Source organism: Caballeronia sp. ATUFL_F1_KS39 (genome assembly GCF_023630985.1).
Taxonomy (GTDB): domain Bacteria; phylum Pseudomonadota; class Gammaproteobacteria; order Burkholderiales; family Burkholderiaceae; genus Caballeronia; species Caballeronia zhejiangensis.
The window spans coordinates 13,759-36,633 of record NZ_JALQDZ010000063.1 but is presented as its reverse complement, the minus strand read 5'-3'; the positions used below and the strand labels follow the sequence as shown (position 1 = coordinate 36,633).

At 64.3% G+C, this 22,875-nt stretch carries 21 protein-coding genes; 8 read left to right on the top strand and 13 right to left on the bottom strand.

Annotated features, from left to right (window positions below):
• Nucleotides 1-335 precede the first annotated feature (335 nt).
• Complete coding sequence (locus NCR93_RS30230) at nucleotides 336-2,345, top strand: secretin GspD/PilQ domain-containing protein (protein WP_239295268.1); 2,010 nt, start codon at nucleotides 336-338, stop codon at nucleotides 2,343-2,345.
• On the opposite strand, the gene NCR93_RS30225 is transcribed toward NCR93_RS30230, so the two are convergent.
• The 3 genes from NCR93_RS30225 to bluB form a co-directional block, all read right to left on the bottom strand.
• Complete coding sequence (locus NCR93_RS30225; RefSeq protein WP_250532389.1) at nucleotides 2,328-3,578, bottom strand: RNA polymerase sigma factor; 1,251 nt, start codon at nucleotides 3,576-3,578, stop codon at nucleotides 2,328-2,330. The genes NCR93_RS30230 and NCR93_RS30225 overlap by 18 nt on opposite strands.
• The gene (locus tag NCR93_RS30220; protein WP_008345811.1) at nucleotides 3,575-3,946 is read right to left on the bottom strand and encodes a YciI family protein; all 372 of its coding nucleotides are present in this window, start codon (nucleotides 3,944-3,946) and stop codon (nucleotides 3,575-3,577) included. Before NCR93_RS30220 ends, NCR93_RS30225 begins: the two co-directional genes overlap by 4 nt.
• 97 nt (nucleotides 3,947-4,043) lie before the next feature.
• A complete protein-coding gene (gene bluB / locus NCR93_RS30215) occupies nucleotides 4,044-4,697 on the bottom strand; it encodes a 5,6-dimethylbenzimidazole synthase (protein ID WP_008345813.1) in 654 nt (217 codons plus the stop codon).
• A 190-nt stretch (nucleotides 4,698-4,887) separates the two neighbouring features.
• Here bluB and NCR93_RS30210 point away from each other — a divergent pair, with 190 nt between their 5' ends.
• From NCR93_RS30210 to NCR93_RS30200, 3 genes are read left to right on the top strand one after another with little or no spacing between them, the layout of a single operon-like run.
• Nucleotides 4,888-5,370: an Hcp family type VI secretion system effector gene (locus NCR93_RS30210; protein WP_175982233.1), complete on the top strand. Its 483-nt coding sequence runs from the start codon at nucleotides 4,888-4,890 to the stop codon at nucleotides 5,368-5,370.
• A gap of 15 nt (nucleotides 5,371-5,385) precedes the next feature.
• Nucleotides 5,386-5,904, top strand: coding sequence for a DUF2778 domain-containing protein (locus NCR93_RS30205; RefSeq protein WP_175982195.1), 519 nt, complete (start codon nucleotides 5,386-5,388; stop codon nucleotides 5,902-5,904).
• Nucleotides 5,885-6,172: a hypothetical protein gene (locus tag NCR93_RS30200; protein WP_175982196.1), complete on the top strand. Its 288-nt coding sequence runs from the start codon at nucleotides 5,885-5,887 to the stop codon at nucleotides 6,170-6,172. Before NCR93_RS30205 ends, NCR93_RS30200 begins: the two co-directional genes overlap by 20 nt.
• Before the next feature lie 132 nt (nucleotides 6,173-6,304).
• On the opposite strand, the gene acnB is transcribed toward NCR93_RS30200, so the two are convergent.
• From acnB to NCR93_RS30185, 3 genes are all read right to left on the bottom strand, one after another.
• Nucleotides 6,305-8,890: a bifunctional aconitate hydratase 2/2-methylisocitrate dehydratase gene (gene acnB / locus NCR93_RS30195; protein WP_008345821.1), complete on the bottom strand. Its 2,586-nt coding sequence runs from the start codon at nucleotides 8,888-8,890 to the stop codon at nucleotides 6,305-6,307.
• Between the two features lie 218 nt (nucleotides 8,891-9,108).
• Nucleotides 9,109-11,466, bottom strand: a complete 2,358-nt coding sequence (locus NCR93_RS30190; RefSeq protein ID WP_175982197.1) for a type VI secretion system Vgr family protein — start codon at nucleotides 11,464-11,466, stop codon at nucleotides 9,109-9,111.
• A gap of 60 nt (nucleotides 11,467-11,526) precedes the next feature.
• The gene (locus tag NCR93_RS30185; protein ID WP_175982198.1) at nucleotides 11,527-11,805 is read right to left on the bottom strand and encodes a hypothetical protein; all 279 of its coding nucleotides are present in this window, start codon (nucleotides 11,803-11,805) and stop codon (nucleotides 11,527-11,529) included.
• 296 nt (nucleotides 11,806-12,101) lie between these two features.
• Between NCR93_RS30185 and NCR93_RS30180 the strand changes: the two genes are divergently transcribed.
• Nucleotides 12,102-13,775: an Nramp family divalent metal transporter gene (locus NCR93_RS30180; protein WP_175982199.1), complete on the top strand. Its 1,674-nt coding sequence runs from the start codon at nucleotides 12,102-12,104 to the stop codon at nucleotides 13,773-13,775.
• A 21-nt stretch (nucleotides 13,776-13,796) separates the two neighbouring features.
• On the opposite strand, the gene NCR93_RS30175 is transcribed toward NCR93_RS30180, so the two are convergent.
• Complete coding sequence (locus NCR93_RS30175; RefSeq protein ID WP_175982200.1) at nucleotides 13,797-14,060, bottom strand: DUF2934 domain-containing protein; 264 nt, start codon at nucleotides 14,058-14,060, stop codon at nucleotides 13,797-13,799.
• A gap of 21 nt (nucleotides 14,061-14,081) precedes the next feature.
• Nucleotides 14,082-14,543: a GNAT family N-acetyltransferase gene (locus NCR93_RS30170; protein ID WP_008345829.1), complete on the bottom strand. Its 462-nt coding sequence runs from the start codon at nucleotides 14,541-14,543 to the stop codon at nucleotides 14,082-14,084.
• 189 nt (nucleotides 14,544-14,732) lie between these two features.
• Here NCR93_RS30170 and NCR93_RS30165 point away from each other — a divergent pair, with 189 nt between their 5' ends.
• Both NCR93_RS30165 and NCR93_RS30160 read left to right on the top strand, forming a co-directional pair.
• Entirely contained in the window at nucleotides 14,733-14,921 is a 189-nt protein-coding gene (locus NCR93_RS30165) for a hypothetical protein (protein ID WP_008345831.1), read from the top strand.
• A gap of 236 nt (nucleotides 14,922-15,157) precedes the next feature.
• On the top strand, nucleotides 15,158-15,682 hold the full coding sequence (locus NCR93_RS30160; RefSeq protein ID WP_175982201.1) for a phasin family protein: 525 nt from the start codon (nucleotides 15,158-15,160) through the stop codon (nucleotides 15,680-15,682).
• Nucleotides 15,683-15,712: 30 nt separating this feature from the next.
• Here NCR93_RS30160 and NCR93_RS30155 read toward each other — a convergent pair whose 3' ends face one another.
• The gene (locus tag NCR93_RS30155; RefSeq protein ID WP_175982202.1) at nucleotides 15,713-16,183 is read right to left on the bottom strand and encodes a ribonuclease; all 471 of its coding nucleotides are present in this window, start codon (nucleotides 16,181-16,183) and stop codon (nucleotides 15,713-15,715) included.
• A 104-nt stretch (nucleotides 16,184-16,287) separates the two neighbouring features.
• Nucleotides 16,288-17,649: an MFS transporter gene (locus tag NCR93_RS30150; protein ID WP_175982203.1), complete on the bottom strand. Its 1,362-nt coding sequence runs from the start codon at nucleotides 17,647-17,649 to the stop codon at nucleotides 16,288-16,290.
• Between the two features lie 142 nt (nucleotides 17,650-17,791).
• Here NCR93_RS30150 and NCR93_RS30145 point away from each other — a divergent pair, with 142 nt between their 5' ends.
• A complete protein-coding gene (locus NCR93_RS30145) occupies nucleotides 17,792-18,037 on the top strand; it encodes a hypothetical protein (RefSeq protein WP_144403548.1) in 246 nt (81 codons plus the stop codon).
• Nucleotides 18,038-18,091: 54 nt separating this feature from the next.
• Here NCR93_RS30145 and NCR93_RS30140 read toward each other — a convergent pair whose 3' ends face one another.
• The 3 genes from NCR93_RS30140 to NCR93_RS30130 form a co-directional block, all read right to left on the bottom strand.
• Nucleotides 18,092-18,784 carry a lysozyme inhibitor LprI family protein gene (locus NCR93_RS30140; protein WP_175982204.1) on the bottom strand — a complete coding sequence of 231 codons (693 nt, stop codon included), beginning with the start codon at nucleotides 18,782-18,784 and terminating at the stop codon, nucleotides 18,092-18,094.
• A gap of 194 nt (nucleotides 18,785-18,978) precedes the next feature.
• Nucleotides 18,979-21,027: a sigma-54-dependent Fis family transcriptional regulator gene (locus NCR93_RS30135; RefSeq protein WP_175982205.1), complete on the bottom strand. Its 2,049-nt coding sequence runs from the start codon at nucleotides 21,025-21,027 to the stop codon at nucleotides 18,979-18,981.
• 207 nt (nucleotides 21,028-21,234) lie between these two features.
• Nucleotides 21,235-22,872, bottom strand: coding sequence for a molecular chaperone GroEL (locus tag NCR93_RS30130; protein WP_175982206.1), 1,638 nt, complete (start codon nucleotides 22,870-22,872; stop codon nucleotides 21,235-21,237).
• Between the last annotated feature and the right edge of the window lie 3 nt (nucleotides 22,873-22,875).

Sequence of the window (22,875 nt, the reverse complement as noted above, 5' to 3'; positions counted from 1 at the left end):
CGATCGGTGCGAGTGCCTTCGCTCTAAAGAAGGATTGCGAAACATCTTGTGATAGTCGAACCGTCATCGCGCGCCTTGAACGGCTCTGCAATCCTATCGAAACCTTACCTGTAGTCCTTTAGTCATCGAACGGCACGTATAGTCCCCGCAGCGCGCTTTTTTGCCTGTATTTCCTGTCTGCGCTGAAGCCAACTACATCGCCCGCCGATTTGACAACTCTCCCGATCCAAGACCGTTTTCGCCGCGCCCTGTCGCGATCTCTTGCAAGAACCGCATTCGTCGCGGGGATAACTTTCCTCGTTGCGTATCCGCGTGTGCCGTTCGCCGCCGTCGTGATGAATTTTTCGCATGCCGATATAAACGAGGTCGTGCGCGCGATCGGACTCGCCACGGGCAAGACGATCATCGTCGATCCGCGCGTGAAGGGACAACTGGATCTCGTCTCCGAGAATCCGGTTCCCGAAGACGAAGCGCTCAAGACGCTGCAATCCGCATTGCGTATGCAGGGCTTCGCGCTATTGCAGGATCACGGCGTACTCAAGGTCGTGCCGGAATCGGAAGCGAAGGTTCAGGGCGTGCCGACCTATGTCGGCAATCAGCCCGTCGCGAAGGGCGATCAGATCGTCACGCAGGTATTTCAGCTTCGCAGGGAGTCCGCGAACAGTATCCTGCCGACGCTGCGGCCGCTGATTTCCCCGAACAACACGATTGCCGCCAACCCGAGCAACAACACGCTGATCGTGACCGATTATGCGGATAACGTGCGCAGGATCGCGTCGATCATCGCGGGCATCGAAGGGGCGTCGAGCCCGCATATCGCGGTCGTGCAGCTCAATTTCGCGGATGCGACGGCCGTCTCGCAACAAGCGCAGAAGTTGCTGGATCTGAACGGCATCGGCAACAGCGATCCGACGCAGAAGGTCGTCGTCACGCCGGACGCGAGAAGCAACGCGGTCGTGCTTCGGTCGAGCGGCGCCGCGCGGCTGTCCGACGCCGAATCGCTGATCGTCAAGCTGGACACGCCGACGCGCGCGCCGGGCAACATTCATATCGTCAGCCTGCGCAACGCCGACGCCACCGATATCGCCAAGACGCTGCGACGGATTCTCGGCCAGACAGGCGGCGGCGATTCGCAATCGGGCTCGGGCAACGGCGGCGGCAATCAAAGCTCGTCGGGGCTTCCGAGCAGCAACGGCACGCTGCCGCCGCTGCCGGGCGGCACGGATTCGGCATCGTCGGTGAGCGCGACGTCATCGTCGGCGTCTTCCTCGAAAAGCCCTTTCGGCGGGATGCAAACGCGCTCGGGCGATGACAAGGACGAGCAAGGAAGCGGCGAAGTCGTCGCGGACGTGTCCACGAATTCGCTCATCATCACCGCGCCCGAACCGGTGTTCAGAAACCTCGCCACCGTGATAGCGCGGCTCGATCAGCGCAAGGTTCAGGTGTATATCGAATCGCTCATCATCGAAGTGGCTTCCGACAAGGAAGGCGAATTCGGCATCGAATGGCTGACGGCTGCGGGGCTGCAGTCCGTCGCCGCGACCACGACGAACGTCGGCCTGGTCGCGGGATTCGGCAATATCCTCGGCACCAAGGGCCTGTTCCGCGCATTGCAGTCGAACTCGGATGTCAACGTGCTGTCGACGCCGAGCCTCGTCACGCTCGACAATCACGAGGCGCGCATTCTCGTCGGCACCAATGTTCCCATCGAGTCCGGGTCTTATTCGACGAACACGACGAGCTCGTCATCGGTATCGGCGTTCAACACGTACGACCGCAAGGATGTCGGCGTGATGCTGAACGTCAAGCCGCAGATCAATCAGGGCGGAACGCTGACGCTGCAGGTCTATCAGGAAGATTCGAGCGTGCAGAACGGCACGGCGGATCAGGCGGGCGGCTACAGCATCGACAAGCGCTCGCTGCAGACGACCATTCTCGCGGACGACGGCCAGATCGTCGTGCTCGGCGGACTGATCAGCGACAACTACACGAACGGCAATTCCCGAATCCCGTGGCTTTCGAAGATTCCGGTGCTCGGATCGCTATTCAGGCACGAGACGAAAAGCCGGCAGAAGACGAACCTTCTGATCTTCCTGAGGCCGGTGATCGTTCGCGACGCGTCGCAGCTTCAGGCGATCGCCGCGGATCGCTACGGCTACATGCAGGCGCGCTCGGCCACGTACAAGAGCGACAACTGGCTGGAGAAGGACGACACCGTGCCGGCGCTGCCCCACATCGATGGATACGATCACGGCGACGGAACCAACGCGGTCGATCTGACGCATGTGCGAAACGCGGCGCAGCCCGCGACGCCTGGAACCGAGCGTTCATCGCCCGCCCGCTGACACCGCGGCGCGCCTGCGCTGCAAGAACCGGCGCACCGCCGGATCGCGCTCCAGTCCGATCGCGAGATCGTAGGCGGCGAGCGCCTCGTCCGTCGCGCCGACGCGAGCGAGCAGATCGGCGCGCGCCGCCCAATACGGCTGATAGTCGGCGAGGCGCGGATCGTCCGCGTAGGGCGCGAGCGCATCGAGCGCCGCCCGCGCGCCGTCGCGTTCCGCCAGCGCGAGCGCGCGGTTCACCGCCACCACCGGCGACGCCGCGATCCCGAACAGCGCATCGTAGAGCTGCACGATCTCGTCCCAGTTCGGCCGATGCGTGCGGCAGCGATGCACATGCGCCGACTGCAACGCGGCCTCCAGCTGAAACCGTCCGATCGCGTTGAAAGCGTTCGCGCGCCGCAGCAGCCTGTCGGCTGCGTCGATCATCGGCGCGTTCCATGTCGACGGATCCTGAGCCGACAGCGGCACGTAGTCGCCGGCCGCATCGCGTCGAGCGTCGCATCGCGCCTGGGCGTAGAGCATCAGCGCAAGAAGGCCGAGCGTCTCCGGTTCATCGGGCAGCAAGTCGACGAGCAGATGCGCGAGAAACAGCGCCTCGCCGGTCAGATCGCGCCGCGCGGCATCGCCGCCGAGCGGATCCGTCCATCCTTCGGCATACACCGCGTACACGGCTTCGAGCACCGCGTCGAGACGGCCGGGCAAGTCTTCGCGCTCCGGCACGCTGAACGGAATGCCGGCTTCGCGGATCTTGTTCTTCGCGCGCACGAGGCGTTTGCTCATCGCGGCGGGCGACATGAGAAACGCGGAAGCGATCGTCTTCGCTTCGAGCCCGAGCACCACTTGCAGCATCAGCGGCGTGCGGATCGCGGCCTCGAGCGCGGGATGCGTGCACGCGAACAGCAGCCCGAGCCGCCGGTCGGGCAATGCGCCGGCTTCGTGCTCGTCGATTTCGCCGGAGAGAATCGTCAGTTGATGCGCGACGTCTTCACCGACCCGGCGATGGCGCGCGCCGTCGATCGCCCGGCGGCGCGCCACCGTCATCAGCCACGCTTCGGGATTCGCCGGGCAGCCGCGCTTCGGCCAGTCCGCGAGCGCGGCCGCGAACGCGTCGGCGAGCGCGTCCTCGGCTGCGGCGACGTCGCGCGTACGCATCGCCAGCAGCGCGACGAGCTTGCCGTAGTTGCGTCGCGCGACCAATTCCGCTACCGCGCTCGCACGGTCAGCGGGCTCGCTCATCCGGCGGATGGCGCATCGTAAGGCGCGGTCCACACCGGACGCACTTCCATGAGGCCGTGCGCCGCGCCGGGACAGCGCGACGCCCACGCGATCGCCGCGTCGAGATTGGGCACGTCGATCAGGTAATAGCCGGCGAGCTGCTCCTTCGTATCGGAAAACGGCCCGTCGAGCACTTGCGGTTTCCCGTCGACGAGCCGCACCGTCGTGGCCGTGCTCGTGTGCTGCAGGCGGTTCGCGCCGACGAGCGCATCCGCCTTCTTCAACGATTCCGTGTACGCCTGATACGCGGCGACGCCCTGCTGCCGCTCGCTGTCGGTCATCTGGTTCCAGCGGTTTTCGTCCGAATAGATCATCAGCAGATAGTGCATGTGAGCCTCCGTCACAAGGTCGATGCGGCCGGATCATCCGGGCGCCATCACGATGACGCGCGGGCCGTGCGCCGATGGACAGATATCGCGAAAAAATTCATCCGTCCTTCCGAGACGGCCACGTATTCTCGAAGACGCATTCCTCTGTCGAACGGCGCGCCGCCCAACGCTCGCTTTCGAGCATCGGCGCATCGTAGAAGCGTTCGACATGCCCGACGCAAAGAATGGCCACGGGCCGCGCGCCGGCGGGCATGTCGAGCAGCGCGGCGACTTCCACGGGATCGAACAGCGAGACCCAGCCCATTCCCAGCCCTTCGGCACGCGCCGCGAGCCACATGTTCTGGATCGCGCACGCGACGGAAGCGAGGTCCATCTCGGGCAGCGTGCGCCGTCCGAAGACATGATGCTCGCGGCCGTCCATCAGCGCCATCACCAGCACTTCGGCGCACTCGCGCAATCCTTCCACCTTGAGCCGCATGAACGAATCGCGGCGTTCGCCGAGCGCATCGGCGGTCAGCACGCGTTCACGTTCGACCGCATCGCGCAACCGCGCGCGTAGGTTCGCGCAGGTAATGCGCAGGATGCGCCACGGCTGCATGAAGCCGACGCTCGGCGCGTGCAGCGCGGCGTCGATGAGGCGCTGCATGACGTGCGGCGACACCGGATCGCCGACGAAGTGACGCATGTCGCGACGCTCGCGGATCGCGCGGTAGACGGCTTCGCGATCGGCGTCGCTGAAAGCTTTTTCCATGGATGTCGGCAGGGTTGGGGCTGATGGATTGGGGATGATATCGGGGCGGCTCGTTTTCGTCCGCGACGGCGACAAAATCATGCGCTGTCTACTTCGCCACTCAATCGACCTTGTTAAGAAAAAGCGTATTGCGCTGTTGATGTGTCTTACTCCATTGTTTCGGCTTCCAAACGAATTAAGCGAAACAACCATGCCGATTCCCGCATACATGTGGCTGAAGGACGATGGCGGTTCGCCGATCAAGGGCAGTGTCTCCGTGCAAGGGCGCGAGGGCAGCATCGAGATCATCGGCTTTGGACACGGCCTGACGCTTCCCGTCGATGGCAACGCCGGCAGGATTACCGGCACGCGCATACACGCGCCCATGTCGATCGAAAAAGAGTTCGATGCGGCCAGCCCGTATCTGTACAAAGCGGTTGCCAAAGGGCAAACGCTTCGATCTGCCGAGATCAGGTTCTATCGGATCAATGACGCGGGCCGGGAGGAAAACTACTTCACGATGCTGCTGGAGGGCGTGAAAGTGGCCGGCGTTCATCCCGGTTTCGCGAACACGAAGATCGCCAGCATGAGCCAGCTCAATCACGTCGAGGCCGTATCGCTCATGTATGACAACATCACCTGGCACTACCTGGACGGCAACATCAAGTTCTCCGACGCGTGGACGGAACGCTAGGCTCGGGGGAACGAGATGGCTCTGCAGGGCAAGTTCGTGGTCGATAATGCGCCGATGCTGACGCTTGTCATGGCTGGTGTCGGGGCGTACGCGGCGTTTTCCGGCGATAAAGCCTATCGCAATCGGGGGGGCTGCACGGCGGTGGTCGATAAAGGCCCGATCCCTTCCGGTCGTTACTGGATCGTCGATAGACCTACTGGCGGGATTGGCTCGCAGTTATATGCATGGGCCAAGGATACGTTGAATACTGTGGCCGGACGTCCGTCATATCACGGCGAATGGTTCGCACTCTACCGCGATGACGGACTGATCGATGATTGGACTTGGGTGAACGGCGTTAATAGAGGGAACTTTCGCCTTCATCCGATCGGCGGTTCGGGTGTGTCGTTCGGCTGCATTACGCTTCAAAGCGTTGCGGATTTTCAAAGGCTGCGGCAGGCTCTCTTGCAATCGCCAACAGTGCCCGTCGGTGCCACCGGCTTACGCGCATATGGCGTAATCGAGGTGATTACCATTGGCAACACTTGCCCGTAGGGTGGCGATCCTTTCGCTGAAATCCGCGCTGTTTATTGGGCTATTTCTGCTCGCGACTCGCTACGTACATACCTATCCGACGCCGCTGACGCTGCGGCAACAGGAAATTTTAATCGGTGTCTCCGACTGGCTCGGTGTCCGTGACTATGATGGTCTTTACGTGTTCTCTATGGCGGCGCTCGACCTGCTTGTGGCCATCGTCGCCTATAAGGTCATCATGAAACTCTGGCGTCGCCGACATACGGGGCGAACAAGTGAACGCGCGTAGAAAACGGGCGCGCACATATGAGGTAATCCATTCGACGACCCTCGCGCAAAAAAAAAGCGCCGCGGGCATTCAGCCCGCGGCGCCATTGCGCGACGCTACGACGAAACCGCTCGCCGTAGCCCGACAGCACGCTTACATCTGCACGGTGTCGGCGACTTCCTTGAAGTCTTCGATCTGGTCGAAGTTCATGTACTGATAGATCTTGTCGCCATTGGCGTTGAGCACGCCCATGTCGGCCATGTACTCTTCCTTCGTCGGAATTCTGCCCAGGCGCGAGCAGATGGCCGCTAATTCCGCCGAGCCGAGATACACGTTCGTGTTCTTGCCGAGACGATTCGGGAAGTTGCGCGTCGACGTCGACATAACCGTCGCGCCTTCGCGCACCTGCGCCTGATTGCCCATGCACAGCGAGCAGCCCGGCATTTCGGTGCGCGCGCCCGCCGTGCCGAACACGCCGTAGTGACCTTCTTCCGTCAGTTGCTTCTGGTCCATCTTGGTCGGCGGCGCGACCCACAGCTTGACGGGAATGTCGCGCTTGCCTTCAAGCAGCTTGGACGCCGCGCGGAAGTGACCGATGTTCGTCATGCACGAACCGATGAACACCTCGTCGATCTTCGCGCCGGCCACGTCCGACAGCGTCTTCACGTCGTCCGGATCGTTCGGGCAGGCCACGATCGGCTCGTGAACGTCTGCCAGATCGATTTCGATGACGGCGGCGTATTCGGCATCCGCATCCGGTTGCAGCAGTTGCGGATCGGCGAGCCATGCTTCCATCGCCTTGATGCGGCGCTGCAGGCTGCGCGGGTCCTGATAGCCCTGCGCGATCATCCACTTCAGCAGCGTGATGTTGCTGTTGAGGTACTCGATGATCGGTTCCTTGTTCAGATGCACCGTGCAACCGGCGGCCGAACGCTCGGCGGATGCATCCGACAGTTCGAACGCCTGCTCGACCTTCAGATCCGGCAGACCTTCGATCTCGAGGATGCGGCCCGAGAAAATGTTCTTCTTGCCCTGCTTGGCCACGGTCAGCGTGCCCGCCTTGATCGCGTACAGCGGGATCGCGTTGACGAGATCGCGCAGCGTGACGCCCGGCTGCATCTTGCCCTTGAAGCGCACGAGCACCGACTCCGGCATGTCGAGCGGCATCGTGCCGGTGGCGGCCGCGAAGGCGACGAGACCCGAGCCCGCCGGGAAGCTGATGCCGATCGGGAAGCGCGTGTGCGAGTCGCCGCCGGTGCCGACGGTGTCCGGCAGCAGCATGCGGTTCAGCCACGAGTGGATCACGCCGTCGCCCGGACGCAGCGCGATGCCGCCACGGTTGCTGATGAAGTTCGGCAGCGTTTGATGCGTCTTCACGTCGACGGGCTTCGGATAAGCCGCCGTGTGGCAGAACGACTGCATCACGAGGTCGGCCGAGAAGCCGAGGCACGCCAGGTCTTTCAGTTCGTCGCGGGTCATCGGGCCGGTGGTGTCCTGCGAGCCGACCGAGGTCATCTTCGGTTCGCAATACGTGCCCGGACGCACGCCTTGGCCTTCCGGCAGACCGCACGCGCGGCCGACCATCTTCTGGGCGAGCGAGAAGCCACGGCCGCTGTCAGCCGGCTGCTGCGGCAGGCGGAACAGCGTCGACGGAGCCAGACCCAGCGCTTCACGCGCCTTCGCCGTCAGTCCGCGGCCGATGATCAGCGGAATGCGGCCGCCGGCGCGCACCTCGTCGAACAGCACGTCGGACTTGACCTGGAACTCGGCGATCACTTCGCCGTTCTTCAGCGCCTTGCCCTCGTACGGACGCAGTTCGACGACGTCGCCCATTTCCATCTTCGACACGTCGAGTTCGATCGGCAGTGCGCCGGCATCTTCCATCGTGTTGTAGAAGATCGGCGCGATCTTGCCGCCCAGGCACACGCCGCCGAAACGCTTGTTCGGGATGAACGGAATGTCTTCGCCCGTGAACCACAGCACCGAGTTGGTGGCCGATTTGCGCGACGAACCCGTGCCGACCACGTCGCCCACATACGCGACCAGATGGCCCTTCTCTTTCAGCGATTCGATGAACTTGACCGGACCGCGCTTGCCGTCTTCTTCCGGCGTGATGCCGGGACGCGCGTTCTTCAGCATGGCGAGCGCATGCAGCGGGATGTCGGGGCGCGTGGTGGCGTCCGGCGCGGGCGAGAGGTCGTCGGTGTTGGTTTCGCCCGTCACCTTGAACACGGTGATGGTCAGGCTCTGCGGCACTTCCGGACGGCTCGTGAACCATTCGGCGTCGGCCCAGCTTTGCAGCACGGCGCGCGCGTTGGCATTGCCCTTGTCGGCCAGTTCCTTGACGTCGTGGAACTGGTCGAACATCAGCAGGGTTTTCTTCAGCGCGTTCGCTGCCACCGTGCCGACTTCGGCGTCGGAGAGCAATTCGATCAGCGGCTGAATGTTGTAGCCGCCCAGCATCGTGCCGAGCAGCTCGGTGGCGCGCGCGCGCGAGATCAGCGCGCAGGCGGTCTCGCCCTTGGCCACGGCGGCAAGAAAGCCCGCCTTGACGCGCGCGGCTTCGTCCACACCGGCGGGCACGCGGTTGGTGATGAGATCGAGCAGAGCCTGCTCTTCGCCTGCGGGCGGGTTCGTCAGCAGCTCGACCAGTTCGGCGGTCTGCTGCGCCGTCAGCGGCAGCGGAGGAATACCGAGCGCGGCGCGCGCGGCTACATGAGCACGAAAGTTTTCCAGCATGGGGGGACCGTTGCCTTTGCGTTTCAGTGAAGGCTTTGCAAACAAGCCGGGATGTTCTGGGCACTGCGTTGCCCGCTATTCTAATTGCGACGCTGCGTTGCGTCAAACGTCTTATGTCTTATGTCTTATATAAGACTTGCCGGACGCGGGAAGGCCGGTCGTGTCGGGCCATGTCGAACGGTCATCGCATCGCCGCTCGAAACGGGAACCATGGCGCGCTAGTTCTGAAGAATCTTGCTTCCCTTCATCACGACGTCGCTATCCGCCGTCACGCTGATCTTGCCGCTGCCCTTGAGGCTGATGTCCTTGCCCTTGATCTGGATCGTGCCGTCCTTCTTCATGACGATGCTGGCATCGCCCGTAACGAGACTGATCGATTCTTCCGCGTTGATCGTGAGGGTCTTGCCCACCTTGAGCGCGTCATCCTCGCCGACGGACGTCGTGCGCCCTTTCGCCACCGTGCTCGACTGCGCGCCGTCGATCGACTCGCTCGCGTCCTTCGCGACCGACACCGTCTGCCCGCCGCCGACGCTGAGCGACTGATCGCCCGTTACGCTCGTCGCCTGGTTGCCGCCGACGCTCACGGTCTGATCCGAACCCACCGTGACGGTCTGGCCGGAGCCGACGCTGACCGTCTGACTCGCACCGATCGTCTCCGTGTGATACGCGCCGACCGTCACCACCTGGAACGCGCCGATCGTCACCTCCTGCGCCGCGCCGACGGTAATCGTCTCGTTGATGCCCACGCTGTGCGTGCGTTGCAGGAGAACCGTCGCGGTCTCGCTCGCCTTCACGGTCTTGGTGCGGTTCGCGCCGATCGTGATGCTCTCGTTCACGCCGACCGTTTCCGTGCGGTTCATCACGACGTCGATCTTCTCGTTGTTGCCCACGGTTTCGGTGCGGTCGTGCTTGACGACCGTCGTTTCGTCGTGATCGATGTTCTTCTTGCGGTCATGCCCGACCCAGTGCGTCTCGTCGTTCTCGACTTCGATGTCCTGATTCTTCTCGGCATGAATGAGCACCTGCTCGGCGCCCTTCTTGTCCTCGAAACGCAGTTCGTTGCAGTTCGCGCCGCTTCCGCCTTTGCTCGACCGGCTCTTGATGCCCGACTGCGTCATGTTCGCGGGCAGATCGTAAGGCGGCATCTGTTCGGCGTTGTAGACGCGTCCCGTGATGATCGGCCGGTCGGGATCGCCTTCGAGAAAATCGACGATCACTTCCTGGCCCATGCGCGGAATCGCGATGGCGCCCCAGCCCTTCCCCGCCCAAGGCTGCGATACGCGGATCCAGCACGAACTGTTCTCGTCGCGCTTGCCCTGCCGGTCCCAGAAAAACTGCACTTTCACGCGGCCATATTGATCGGTGTAGATTTCGTCGCCGCCCGGCCCGACCACGACCGCCGTCTGCGGTCCCTGCACGAACGGCTTGCGCGCCGTGCGGGCGGGCGCGAACGCCTGCTTCGCGTCGATCGCGGAGAACCAGCATTCGCAGCGATTCGCCTGCGCGCCGTCGAAGGCTTCGTAATCGGCGAGTTCGATCTCGTAACGCGTGCGCGTCACGAGATATTGCGTGTTCTGGTCCGCGCGCGGATGCCGCGTCAGCTTGAGCAGCGCGCCCGCGCGCACGTTCTTGCTGTTGGTGCGCGCCTCGACCTGATGCCAGTTGATGCCGGGATCGTCGGGCACGCTGCCTTCGATGCGCCATTCGTCCGCACGCGACTTCGCGCGGCTCTCGCCGTGATCCGCTTCCACATAGCCGCCCGGATAGTCGAAATGTTCGAGCCCGGAGAACGCGTCGAAGCCCTGCATGTGCTTCGCGGCCTGCTTCTGCAGCGGCCGCGACGGGTGCTTGAAGTCGTAATCGGTGAGCAGCCAGTTATGCGTTTCGATCGCGTGATGCGTGCGCCACTCGCTGACGAATTCGATGTCGGGCGCCGCCGCCTGCACCGCGCCGTACGGCAGCGATTCGCAGCCCGCGACGCTCTCGTGCGCGGCGAGCGTATCGGTCAGGATCAGCGACTCCTTGCCATCCTTGTCCTGAAACCAGTAGTAGATGCCTTCGTCTTCGAGCAACCGGCTCACGAAGTTGAAGTCCGATTCGCGATACTGCACGCAGTATTCGCGCGGCGGATGCGCGCGCGTGCTCGCCTTCCATTTGATCTCGCCGAATTCGAGCCCTTTGTAGACGGGATCGGCGAACACGGCCTTCACGATCTCTTCGACCGTCTTGTTCTGAAAGATGCGGCAATTGCTGCGCCGCGAGAGCAGCCACAGCCACGGCCGCACCGCCGCCTCGTAGATGTGGAGCCGTCCGCGCATGCCGGCTTGCCGGAAGCCCACGACATAGCCGGCGAACACGCGCGGCTTCGCCTTCGGCACGTTGAGCGACACGCTCACGCGCTTGCCGAGGATGCGGCTGAAGTCGAGGTCCGCGCGCTTCGAGACGAGCGTCAACTCGATGCGTGGCATGCGCCCGAGTTCCGCGCGCGCGGAAAGGCTCAGAAAGCGCAGGTCGTCGCCGAGCGGCGTGTCGACGCTCGCGAGCGGCTTCTGCGCTACGGCATCGTTGCTGGCCATCGGCGCACCGGCCTCGCGTTCAGCCGACGCGCTTCGCAGCGCCGCGCAGCGAAATGTCCGTCACCATACGATCCTCCGTCCCGATCCGCATCCGTCGCGCGCCTCGTGCGTGCGATCCACCGAATAAACGAAACGCGCCTGAGGTTTTTGAAGTCCGCGCTTCGTATGCACGGCGACGCCGCGCGTTGAAAGGTTCGCGCGCGTGCCTTCAAGGGCAAACATTTCAGCGCCACGCGAGCCGGAATTATTTTCGCGCAACGGACATTCATCGCTTGACGCGGTTTTGAAGCGGTCCATAAAATCCACAATCTTCAACGATTGGGCGAATGCCTTGGACACTTGCAGTAGTCGACCTTCGAACGAAATTTCCGCCTGAGCGACTCACGTCCGCGCCTTTTCAACGCCGCCGTTTGTCACCCAGGCAAGCGGTGCGCGCCGTAGTACTTCGCAGTCACTCAAACGTGCACCTCCATCCGCCCCAGATGGCGTGATGCCGCCGTGCGTCCGCCGTCTGGTTCTGCCGCCGCCTCGCAGTCGGCCGTGCGCGCGCGCCTGTCGCCAAGCGCGCGCATGCGGTCATCCGCGGGCCGGACGGCGGTCAAGTCAGATAAACAATATTTGCCACGGGGTGCATCATGTCCACGCCAACCAACGTCTCTCCACCGGGCGTCCCGCCACGCAGCGCCGTGCTCGACGATGCGCACGTCGGCGATATTCGCGGCGCCTTCGGCTCCATCGCGCATCACGACACGGCGCCGCGCGGGTCTTGCCGGGCGCGTTTGCGCACGCTTCTCGCGATACTCGGGCCGGGCCTCATCGTGATGGTCGGCGACAACGATGCAGGCGCGTTCGGCACCTACACGCAGGCGGGCCAGAACTACGGCACGAGCTTGCTCTGGACCATGCTGCTGCTCGTGCCCGTGCTGTACGTGAATCAGGAGATGGTGCTGCGTCTGGGCGCAGTGACGGGCGTCGGCCATGCGCGGCTGATCTTCCAGCGCTTCGGCAAGTTCTGGGGCGCCTTCAGCGTCATCGATCTGTTCCTGCTCAACGCGCTGACGATCGTCACCGAGTTCATCGGCATCACGTTCGTGCTCGATTTTTTCGGGCTGCCCAAGGTCGCGGGCGTCTGCGTCGCGGCCGCGCTGACGATGGCCGCCGTCAGCACCGGCGACTTCCGCCGCTTCGAGCGCTTCGCGGTCGCGCTATGCGTGCTGAGCCTCGTGCTCGTGCCGGTGCTCGTCGCGATACATCCGCCGGTGTCGCAGATGACGCGCGATTTTCTCGTGCCCAACTGGCCCGCGCACGCGAAGCTGTCGGACGTGATGCTGCTCGTGATCGGCATCGTCGGCACGACGGTCGCGCCGTGGCAGCTCTTTTTCCAGCAGAGCTACGTGATCGACAAGCGCATCACGCCGCGCTTCATGAAGTACGAGAAGGCCGATTTGTGGATCGGCATTGCGTTCGTGCTGATCGGCTCGGTCGCGATGATGAGCTTCACCGCGGCGCTGTTCGCCGGGCATCCCGAGTTCGGCAGCTTCACCGATGCCGGCGGCGTCATCGCCGGCCTCGAAAAGTACGCGGGCCGCACGAGCGCGACGCTGTTCGCGGTCGCGCTGCTCGACGCGAGCATCATCGGCGCCGCGGCCGTGTCGCTGTCGACCGCGTACGCCATCGGCGACGTCTTCAAGATCCGGCACTCGCTGCATCGCGGCGTGACCGACGCGAAGGGCTTTTATCTGGTCTACTTCGGCATCGTCGCGCTCGCGGCCGCGATCGTGCTGATTCCGGGCAGCCCGCTCGGCCTGCTGACCGAAGCGGTGCAGACGCTCGCGGGCGTGCTGCTGCCGAGCGCGACCGTGTTCCTGCTGCTGCTTTGCAACGACCGCGCCGTGCTCGGTCCGTGGGTCAACTCGAAGAAGCTGAACCTGTTCACGGGCTCGGTCATCTGGGTGCTCGTGATGCTGTCGATCATCCTGACGGCCGCCGTGATGTATCCGGACATCAGCGGCGAGACGATCATCGGCGTGCTCGCCGGCGGCACCGTTCTGGCGATCGCCGGCTTCGCGGCGAGCGTGCTGCTGCGTCGCGTGGGCGCCTTTGCACAGACCACGAAGACGGCGCAAGCAACGCACACGAGAGTCGATCGCGCGCAACGCGACACATGGCGCATGCCGCCGCTCGACACGCTCGCCCCGCAGAAAATGACACTCGCCACGCGCATCTGGATGGGCGTGCTGCGCGGCTATCTGGTGATCGCCGTCGGGCTCGTGATCTTCAAGGTGCTGCAGATGACGTTGCTGAAATGAGCGCGCGCTTGCGACGCGACGCTACTTGATCGTCGCGTCGCCGTGTGCCTCGGGTTCGCGCCCGGACTGATCCGGCCCGTCCTCTGCTTCGATCGACGCCTGCGCCTGTTGCCAGAACTCTTCGGCGCGACCATCCGGACTGCCTTCGCGCTCCCAGATCTCATACGCACGTCGACGGATGCGGTCCTGCTCCTTCTGTTCGTCCACGATTCCCTCCCGGTTGCGCGATTTACGCCGCTCGCGCTTGCGTTGCGCATGTGCGCTCACCGGCAAAGCAACCGGCATGCCGCATGCATCTTTTGAAAGTCAGACGGAATCGAGCAGCGTTTTTTCGAAGCACACGGCGCCGCGCTCATCGGCCGGCGTGCGGCGATACCCGCTGGCTTCGCAAAAGCGCGATGCATTCGACTCGCCCGGCGTCGTCACGACGCAGACGGTGTGATAGCCGAGCAGACGCGCTTCCTCTTCGAGATACGACAGGATGATCGCTTCCAGCCCGCGATACTGCGGGCGAACGTAGAGCCGCATCAGTTCGGCGGCGTGATAGCTCTGCCGCCGGATCGCGCCGCATCCCATTGCTTCGCCCATCGCGTTGCGCGCCACCACGTAGCGCGCGCGGATGCTCCGCAGATCGTCATCGGCCACGCACTGCTGCCCGCTTTCGCCCGTCAGCGCCGCGTGATAGGCCGAGCGTTCGTCGCACAGAATGCGCGCGTCGAGCGAGTCCGGATCTTCGCTGCCGATATAGACGGTTTGGGAGTCGTCCATGCTTGCCTCGGATGAATGAAGTCTCGTGCTCCTTTTAGCAACGAGCATTCCGCGAAAGCATCGACGCGTCGTGTTCCATAAGGACGGGTTACGGACGACCGACCGCTAAGTTTTCGGCCCACAGCCGGACCGATAATTCATCTGCTATCGACCAAGGCCTTCTCCTCTCACGGGTCACGAGAAACCGCGATGCACGACGACAACGACAAGATTACGCTACTGGCCATTCCGCCATCGCAGGGACACATATGGTCGGGAAAGTTATTCGTCGGCACGGAAGAAATCGGCGAAGTCTTCGGCCAGGCATTGAGCGACCTCGAAGACGCCGCCAACGAACTCGGCTTCCCGCTGGACCAGATCCGCTGCGCGACTGGCTGAAGCGGGAACCACCGCGCATCGCTCACGTCTGAGACGGGAAATACGGCTGCATGACATCGGCGTTTGTCGCCGTATTTTCATCGGATATGCACGTAACTGTCATATCGTGGTCAGCCGGTCAGACGCAACGTACAAACCCATCGACTCCGCGCGTGCAGGAACGCGCGGAATCGCCCGCGTCCGGCCGCCGCATTTCCTTTTACCGATTTACATTCGACTTTAAAAAGGAGCGGTCAATGTTTCAGTATCCCGGTTATTTCGCGTATCAGGTTCCGTCGCTGGCGCGCGCCAATTTGCAGGCATTCCTCAACATGACGGGGCGCTTCGCAAGCGGCATGCAGGCGCTCGGTGAACTGAACGTGCAGACGGTTCGCACGGTCATCGACGAAAGCAATGCGCTTCTGCGCGCAGGCGATGAAGCCGGCGCCGGCGACGTCCTCGGATGGCAATCGGTCATGCTGGCGCAGTTTCCTCAGAAGGCCGCATCGTATGGCCAGCATGTGCTGTCGATCATCACATCGACGCAGGACGACATCCTGAGCGAAGTGCGCAATCAGTACGAGCGCAATGGCATCAAGTTCGGCGACATGGCGAACGCCGCCGCCGATGACGCGCAGACGGCGACGCAATCGTCCGGCGAGCTCATCACGAATCTGGCCGATGCGACGAATGACGCCGCGCGCGAAACGGGCGGCGCCGTGCTGGATGCGAGCGGCGAAGTCGCGAAGACCTCGCGCGCCACGGCGAAGCGTTCGGTTTGATCGAACGGGCGCATTGGACTACGTCTTCGATTACTCGGTGATGCGCTTGAAACTCGAGTAGTAATCGTCGGTGTAGTAACAGTCGCGGGTCTGCTTGCGCGGCCCGCCACATACGATCCGGCGCTGCCCGCGATCCGCCGAACCCGGCGTGCGAACCGTGTATGCACGGTAATAGCCGCGCGGATGTTCCGGCAGCAAGGTCGCGCTGTTGCGGAACAGGACGCCGTCCTCGCTGAAAGGGAACGGGCCGCCCGCTTTGATCAGACGGAGCGTTTCGGCGGCTTCCGCGGGCAACTGCGCGCGGGCGATGGCAGCGAGCGCGCCGTGCGGCTGCGTGCCCGATGCCGCTGCCGCGCCGCTCGCGGCCGACGCGGGCTGACTCGCCGCCTGACTCGCGGATGCACCCGCTTCCGATGCGGCTTTTTGCGATCCGTCCTTGTTGCAACCGCCGACGACCGCGCTCAACGCGACGATGCAGGAGAAACACCAGGCTCGCTTCACGGGACGGTTGTCTCCGGTTGACCAGCATTCGACGGATCACGAACGAATCAAGGTTATCGTTTATGACTGAGCGAAGCAACGACCGGGCGGAAATAACGGGAGCTTCATCCGGCCGCCCGCGCGGATAGCCTAAGCGCGTGCCTTGCACTCAGCGCCAGCAATACGCACGACAGCGCATTGAAGAGAAACAGTCCGCTCGGCCCGATGAGCGTCATCAACGCGGATGCCAGCGTCGGTCCCGTCATGCCGCCGAGAGAAAAGAGCACGAGCAGCATCGCCGACACTGCAACGCGCAGATGCGACTCCGTGCGGTCCTGCACATGCGACACGATCAGCCCGTATTGCGTGAACGTCACGGCGACATAAGCCAGCGTCGCGCACCATGTGACGATGCGAAAATCCAGGCAGAACAGCACGAGGCTCAACACCGCCGATGTCAACGAGGTCCATAGAACCAGACGCCGCCGGTCGATGCGATCAGACAGCCGTCCCATCGGGAACTGCGGCAGCAAAGCGCCGATCAGCGCAACGCCCATGAACGTCGCGAGTTCCTCCGTCGTGAAGCCCGAGCGTTGCAGATAGACGGGCATCAGCGCATAGAAGTTGCTGTAGATGAAGCCGGTCAGTATGCAGCCCGGCACGCCCAGCGGCGCCACGGCCATCATTTCGCGAAGGCTCTCTCCCCAGCTTCGCGCGGGCACGCGATCGAGATTCGCATCGTTCACCTTCACCGGCCAGCCTTCCATCAACGTGACCGGCAACACCGCCGCCGCAAAGAGCGCCGCGCTGATCGAGAACTGCTGCGCGCCGGACCCCGCGCCCACATTCAGCAGGAACTGGCCGCTTCCCACTGCCAGATAGTTGATCGCCGCGTACAGACCGAATACCTGGCCGCGCTTCTCGTTGTCGACGGTGCCGTTGAGCCAGCTTTCGACGGACGTGTACAAGCCCATGAACGCGACGCCCGTGAGAAGGCGCACGCCGCCCAGCACCCAGGGCGACTGCGCCGCGCCGAAAGCGAGCGCGAGAATCGAGGCCGCCGCCGAGAACGCGACGAACGTCCGATGCTGACCGATGCGATCGATCAGCCGCCGATTGACGACCGCGCCCAATATGAATCCGGCGTAATAGCTCGACTGGATCAGCCCCGTGACGAACGTCGAATAGCCCGACTGAAGGATGCGCAAGGGAATCAGCGTCTGAAACAGGCCGTTCCCCGCGACGAGCAGCGCGAGGCCGAACAGCAGACCGGCCAATGCGCGCATCGTGCCGGGCTTGCCGGCGGGCGCGTGCTGACCGGGATTGGCCGCCGCGGAATCCGGCCACGGCGGCGTCTTGCGCCCGAGGAGCGCCGCTTCGTTCAGCGGGCCGGTGCGGCCGACCGCCGATTCGTCGTGCTCCTCGCTCGCGGCGCGTTCGTGCATCGCATTTTCGCGGATTTCGTTCTCATGCTCGAGATCTGACATGACACCCCTGGATTCGCCTAAGCGACTCCATGATGACAGAAGCCGACGGCTCCTATCCGCCAGCGGTGCGGTCATCGGTCAATGCGGAACACGAAATAGTTGGTAAGAGCCGCGCTGCTTCCACGTCTTTTCCGCGCAATGGATGCGACTGGCCGTTGCTACGATCGGCTCCGGCCTCGTGCCTCGTATGCCGCACGTCGAAGACGTCTCTCCCGCCTACCGCAAACCGAATCGCTACATCATGCGCAAACTCATTACTTCCCTCATCGCGTTGCTGCTCGCCTTCATGCTCGGCGGATGCGCCACCACCGTAGGAAACATCGCTTTGGGAATGGGTCTGGGCGCGGCGGGCACGCTCGGCGGAATCTACTGCGCGCTGGCCTGCTGACGCGCTCGGGGCGACGCGTTCCTCCACGTCGCCCTTCACCGGATCAAGCCGAAACTAGAAAGCGATACGCACTTGCCGCTGCGCGCAGTCGCTCTTGCATGGCGTCGAAAGCGCGGGATTGTGCGTGATGTTCGCGTTCATCAACGGAGCGGCAGCAGCGGTCTCGTAGTGTGCGGATGACGCCGCGCGAAGCCGTTCGACGTTCACCTGTCCGACGACGGCGCTCTTCTTTTCGACATCGGCCGATGTCTTCGATTCAGCGCCGGCCGGTTCATCCTTCCCGCCGTCCAGCCCTTTCATCCGAAGCACGGCCGCTTCCGCCGACGGCGCAAGCCGCTGTTCGGCGATGCCGTACTTGATGTGCTCGGCCGTCTGCTTCTTTCCGTGCGCGACGTCCGCTTGCAGCTCGGAGATGCGGCGCGTGTACCAGTCGGTCACGCACGCCTTGTCCTTGCAGTTGCGCTGACGCCATTGCCATTGCGCCACGCGATCCGCATCGAGCGCGGTCGCGTCGGTCGTCGCGTCGTGCGCCTCGCGGAAAACGGCGGCCAGCTTATCGTCGAGCGATGAAAGTTCCGGGTCCGCACAGACGAGCCGCTCCGACGCGGACGCGTCATGCGGACAGCGAAAGCTCGCGGCATGCGATGCAGTCATCGCGCCGAGCGACGTCAACATCACGCACGCAACGAGACGCGCGCAGCGCCGCAAGTCGATGGATGGGCTGTGCAGCTTCTTTCGTGTATTCATGTTTGGTTCGTTCTCAGAGATGTGTTCGTTCATTGGGCGTCGGCGGATTGAGTCGCCGTATCGAACGATATGGCATACCTCGACAGATCGAATGCCCGATGAATGCACACTTCGCGTCAAACCTTACCGGGTGTTACTTTTTATTCGCTGCGGTAAGGGCGCGGCGCGCTGGCGATATCCGAGAACGGCTTGCGCTACGAACGCTTTTCGTCGACCGCAAGCCGATACTGCTCCATCTTGCGATACAGCGTGCTGCGCGACACGCCTAGGGCGCGCGCCGCCTGCGCCATGTTGCCCTGCGCATGCCGCAACGCACGCGCGATCGCGAAGCGCTCGGTTTCCTCGAGGCTGCCCGCGCCGGGCGTCGCGTTCGACATGACCGTGTCACGCACGGTCGGCGATTCATCGAGCACTTCCGGCGGCAGCTCGACCAGCGCGACGCGCTCGTCATTCGATGTCAGCAACAGGTTCTCGACCACGTTGCGCAACTCGCGCACGTTGCCCGGCCACGAATAGGCGCGCAGCACTTCCATCACGATGTCGGGAAACTGCCGCGCCGGCACGCCGTGACGCAGCGCGAGCGAGCGGTTGAAGTGATCGATCAGCAGATCGACGTCGCCATCGCGCTCGCGCAGGCCCGGAATGCGAATCCGCGTGACGCCGACGCGATAGTAAAGGTCCGCCCTGAATCGCCCGCACTCGACTTCCTCGCGCAAATTGCGATTCGTCATGGCGAGCAGGCGCACATCCACGCGACGCGCCTGCGTATCGCCGAGCCGATAGATCACCCCTTCTTCGAGCACGCGCAACAGCACCGGCTGCAGTTCCAGCGGCAATTCGCCGATCTCGTCGAGGCACAGCGTTCCGCCATGCGCGAGTTCGAATCGTCCGGGACGTCCTTCCGCCGTCGCGCCCGTATAAGCGCCGCGCACGTGGCCGAAGAGTTCCGCGCCGATCAGTTCCTTCGACGCCGCCCCGCAGTTGTAGGCGACGAACGGTCCTTCGTCGGATTCCTCGCCGTGGATCGCGCGCGCGAACAGCTCCTTGCCGACGCCCGTTTCGCCTTCGATCAGCACCGGCACGCGCCGTCGCGCAAGCTGCCGTCCGCGTTCGATCGCGCGCTGCATCGCCGCGCTCTGGCAGATGATCTGCTCAAAGCGGTTGCGTTGCGGGTCGGCTTCGCCGCGCGGCTGCACTTGCGGCCCGACGCGGCGCGCGCCGCCCGCAAGACGCGACGCATTCGAGAGGCCGGAAGGCTGCGGCACGATCAGCATCGCGCCGATCGCTTCGCCGTCCGCGACGACCGGATTGAACCACTCGGGCCGCAGTCCTTGCGGCAGGTGATTGGCCCAGTCCTCGACGGGAAAATGCTCGCCCATGCCGGGAAAGCGCTCGCCCGGATTGACCGGCAACGCGATGCGCGCCGTCGTGTGCACGAGCCGTCCGTGCCGGTCGATGGCGATGAGCCCGGCGGCATCCGTCGAGGAAAGCCGCTGCAAGCAGAACGCCAGCAGACGCATGTGCTCGCGCGCCACCTGCTCCGCGAGCACCATTTCGATCTGGCGCGCGGCGGTGACGGCGAGCGTCAGATTGTTGATCTGATACGTCGATGGCGGCCCCGATATGTCCAGCACGCCGAGCACCGCGCCGGTCCCCGGTTCGCAGATCGGCGCGGCGGCGCAGCTCCATGCCTTGATGCCTTCGCAGAAGTGCTCGGAGCCGTGCACGTAAGTCGGCTGACGCGTGGCGAGCGCCGTGCCGATTCCGTTGGTCCCGGCCGATGCCTCGCGCCAGTCGCCGCCCGTCATCAGATGGATCTTTTCGCCGGCGTCGAGCGTGCGCAGATCGCCGGCCGCCTTGAGAATCACGCCGTCGGCGTTGGTCAAGAGAAGGATCGAATACGAATCCGCGAAGAGATCGGCGGTGGCCGTGAAAAGCCGGTCGGACGCCGCGAGCAGTTCGCGATGCCGCCAGCGCAGCGTGTTGATCGCATCGCCATGCACGGCGAACGGCGCTGCGCCCGAGGTCGGATTCACGCCCGATTGCAGACTTCGTTTCCATGATGCGATCAGTTCGGTCGGCGCGGCCGTGCTGATCTCGCCTGCGAGAAAACGCTCCCAGGCGAGCATGGTGTCGGTGTCGGAGTGATCGGCGGCGCTTGCGTCGGGCCGCGTCCACCCGGCGACGAAGGGGTCGCTCGCGCGACCGCCGCCAGCCGGCATACCGATGAGGCGCCTCGTCATGTGTCTCCTCCGTGCGAGGTGGAGCGCGGCCCGCTCTTGCGGCGGGCGTCGGCGCGACTCGCGGGGGCTGCTGCATCGGGATTCGCCGGCTTGGCCCGGCGATTGCGCAGCACAGTCCGCTGAGTATAGACCTCGTGCGTCTCTCGTCCTCTCGGGGAAAACGCCCCCGTTGGCGCCGCGCGCTGTGTCGCAGCGCAGCAGCGCGCGCTACTTGCGGCCGAGCAGCTCCGCGCCCGCGCCGAGCGCCGGGCCCGCCGTCGGATCGGTGATGTCGGGCTTCTTCGCGATGAGCGTCTGCGTCGTCAGGATCAGCGCGGCGACGGAGGCCGCGTTGCGCACGGCGCTGTAACTCACCTTCACGGGATCGATGATCCCGCGCGCGGCCAGATCGGCGATCTCGCCGGTGCGCGCGTCCAGTCCGGTCGCGCGATCCGCCTTCGCCACCTGCGCGACGATCGACGCGCCGTCCAGTCCGCAATTCGACGCGATCGTGAACAACGGCTTCGCGAGCGCGCGCTTGAGCAGCATCGCGCCGAGTTGCGCGGCGCCGTGGCTTCGCGCGATCAATCCGTCGAGTTGCGCCGATGCCCGCAGCAGCGCCGTGCCGCCGCCCGGCACCACGCCTTCGGCAATCGCCGCGCGCGCCGCGTTGATGGAATCCTCGATCAGATGAAGCCGGCGCTTCTGCTCGACGGGCGTCGCTCCGCCCGCGAGGATCATCGCGGTGCCGCCCGAGAGCTTCGCGAGGCGCACTTCGAACTTGTCGCGCTCGACGTTCTCCGGCGCCATTTCATATTGCCGCGCGACCTGCTGGCGTCGCGCCGATACGGCGGCGGGATCGCCCGCGCCCGCCGTGATGATCGTCTGATTCGACGACACGCGCACCTGGCGCGCGCTGCCGAAGTCGCGCATGTCGATGGCGTCGAGCCGGCCGCCGAGATCGCGCGCGATGACGCGCCCGCCGGTGACGATCGCGATGTCTTCGAGCATCGCGCGCCGCCAGTGGCCGTATTCGGGCGGATGAATCGCCGCGACGCCAAAGCCTCCGTTGTCGCGATTGGCGAGCAGCGTGACGACGCACGCGGGCGCGACTTCCTCCGCGATGATGAAGAGCGCGCGCTTGTGCTCGTTCGCGAGCGCGAGAATCGCGGCGACGTCGTCCTGGCTTTGCAGGCGCTGATCCGTCATGAGAATGAGCGGATTGTCGAGCACGACCTGCATGCGTTCGATATCCGTCACCATGTGATGCGAAAGATAGCCGCGGTCGAACGCCATGCCTTCCACCACTTCGAGCCGCGTCTCGACGGTCGAGCCGTATTCGACATCGACGATGCCGTCAGCGCCCACGCGCTCCAGCGCCTCGGCGACGAGACCGCCGGTGAATTCGTCGTTGGCGGCCACCACGGCGACCGCGCGCACTTCTTCCGGTCCGGAAAGCGGCGTCGCGGAACGCTTGAGCGCGTCGATCGTTTCGTTCACCGCGGCTTCGAGGCCCTGCACGAGTTCGACCGGATTCGCGCCGTCCGCGAGACATTCGAGGCCCTGCTGCACGAGCGCATCGGCGAGCACGGTGGCGGTCGTCGTGCCGTCGCCGGCGACGTCGTTCGTCTGCTTCGACACTTCCCGCACGACCTGCGCGCCGATGTTCTCGAACGGATCTTCCAGCTCGATCTCGCTCGCGATGCTCACGCCGTCGCGCGAGATGATCGGCGAGCCGATCGGCCGGTCGATGATCGCGTTCATGCCCTTCGGCCCGAGCGTTCCGCGTACCGCCCGCGCGAGCTTGCCCACGCCCCGGCCGAGCGCCGCGCGCGCTTCTTCGTCATGCAACATGATGTTCGGCATCGT

Coding starts and splice junctions, on each gene's coding strand:
- NCR93_RS30230 (WP_239295268.1), top strand. CDS start 336: ATGAATTTTTCGCATGCCGATATAAACGAGGTCGTGCGCGCGATCGGA.
- NCR93_RS30225 (WP_250532389.1), bottom strand. CDS start 3,578: ATGAGCGAGCCCGCTGACCGTGCGAGCGCGGTAGCGGAATTGGTCGCG.
- NCR93_RS30220 (WP_008345811.1), bottom strand. CDS start 3,946: ATGCACTATCTGCTGATGATCTATTCGGACGAAAACCGCTGGAACCAG.
- bluB (WP_008345813.1), bottom strand. CDS start 4,697: ATGGAAAAAGCTTTCAGCGACGCCGATCGCGAAGCCGTCTACCGCGCG.
- NCR93_RS30210 (WP_175982233.1), top strand. CDS start 4,888: ATGCCGATTCCCGCATACATGTGGCTGAAGGACGATGGCGGTTCGCCG.
- NCR93_RS30205 (WP_175982195.1), top strand. CDS start 5,386: ATGGCTCTGCAGGGCAAGTTCGTGGTCGATAATGCGCCGATGCTGACG.
- acnB (WP_008345821.1), bottom strand. CDS start 8,890: ATGCTGGAAAACTTTCGTGCTCATGTAGCCGCGCGCGCCGCGCTCGGT.
- NCR93_RS30190 (WP_175982197.1), bottom strand. CDS start 11,466: ATGGCCAGCAACGATGCCGTAGCGCAGAAGCCGCTCGCGAGCGTCGAC.
- NCR93_RS30180 (WP_175982199.1), top strand. CDS start 12,102: ATGTCCACGCCAACCAACGTCTCTCCACCGGGCGTCCCGCCACGCAGC.
- NCR93_RS30175 (WP_175982200.1), bottom strand. CDS start 14,060: ATGCCGGTTGCTTTGCCGGTGAGCGCACATGCGCAACGCAAGCGCGAG.
- NCR93_RS30170 (WP_008345829.1), bottom strand. CDS start 14,543: ATGGACGACTCCCAAACCGTCTATATCGGCAGCGAAGATCCGGACTCG.
- NCR93_RS30165 (WP_008345831.1), top strand. CDS start 14,733: ATGCACGACGACAACGACAAGATTACGCTACTGGCCATTCCGCCATCG.
- NCR93_RS30160 (WP_175982201.1), top strand. CDS start 15,158: ATGTTTCAGTATCCCGGTTATTTCGCGTATCAGGTTCCGTCGCTGGCG.
- NCR93_RS30150 (WP_175982203.1), bottom strand. CDS start 17,649: ATGTCAGATCTCGAGCATGAGAACGAAATCCGCGAAAATGCGATGCAC.
- NCR93_RS30145 (WP_144403548.1), top strand. CDS start 17,792: ATGCGACTGGCCGTTGCTACGATCGGCTCCGGCCTCGTGCCTCGTATG.
- NCR93_RS30140 (WP_175982204.1), bottom strand. CDS start 18,784: ATGAATACACGAAAGAAGCTGCACAGCCCATCCATCGACTTGCGGCGC.
- NCR93_RS30135 (WP_175982205.1), bottom strand. CDS start 21,027: ATGACGAGGCGCCTCATCGGTATGCCGGCTGGCGGCGGTCGCGCGAGC.
- NCR93_RS30130 (WP_175982206.1), bottom strand. CDS start 22,872: ATGCCGAACATCATGTTGCATGACGAAGAAGCGCGCGCGGCGCTCGGC.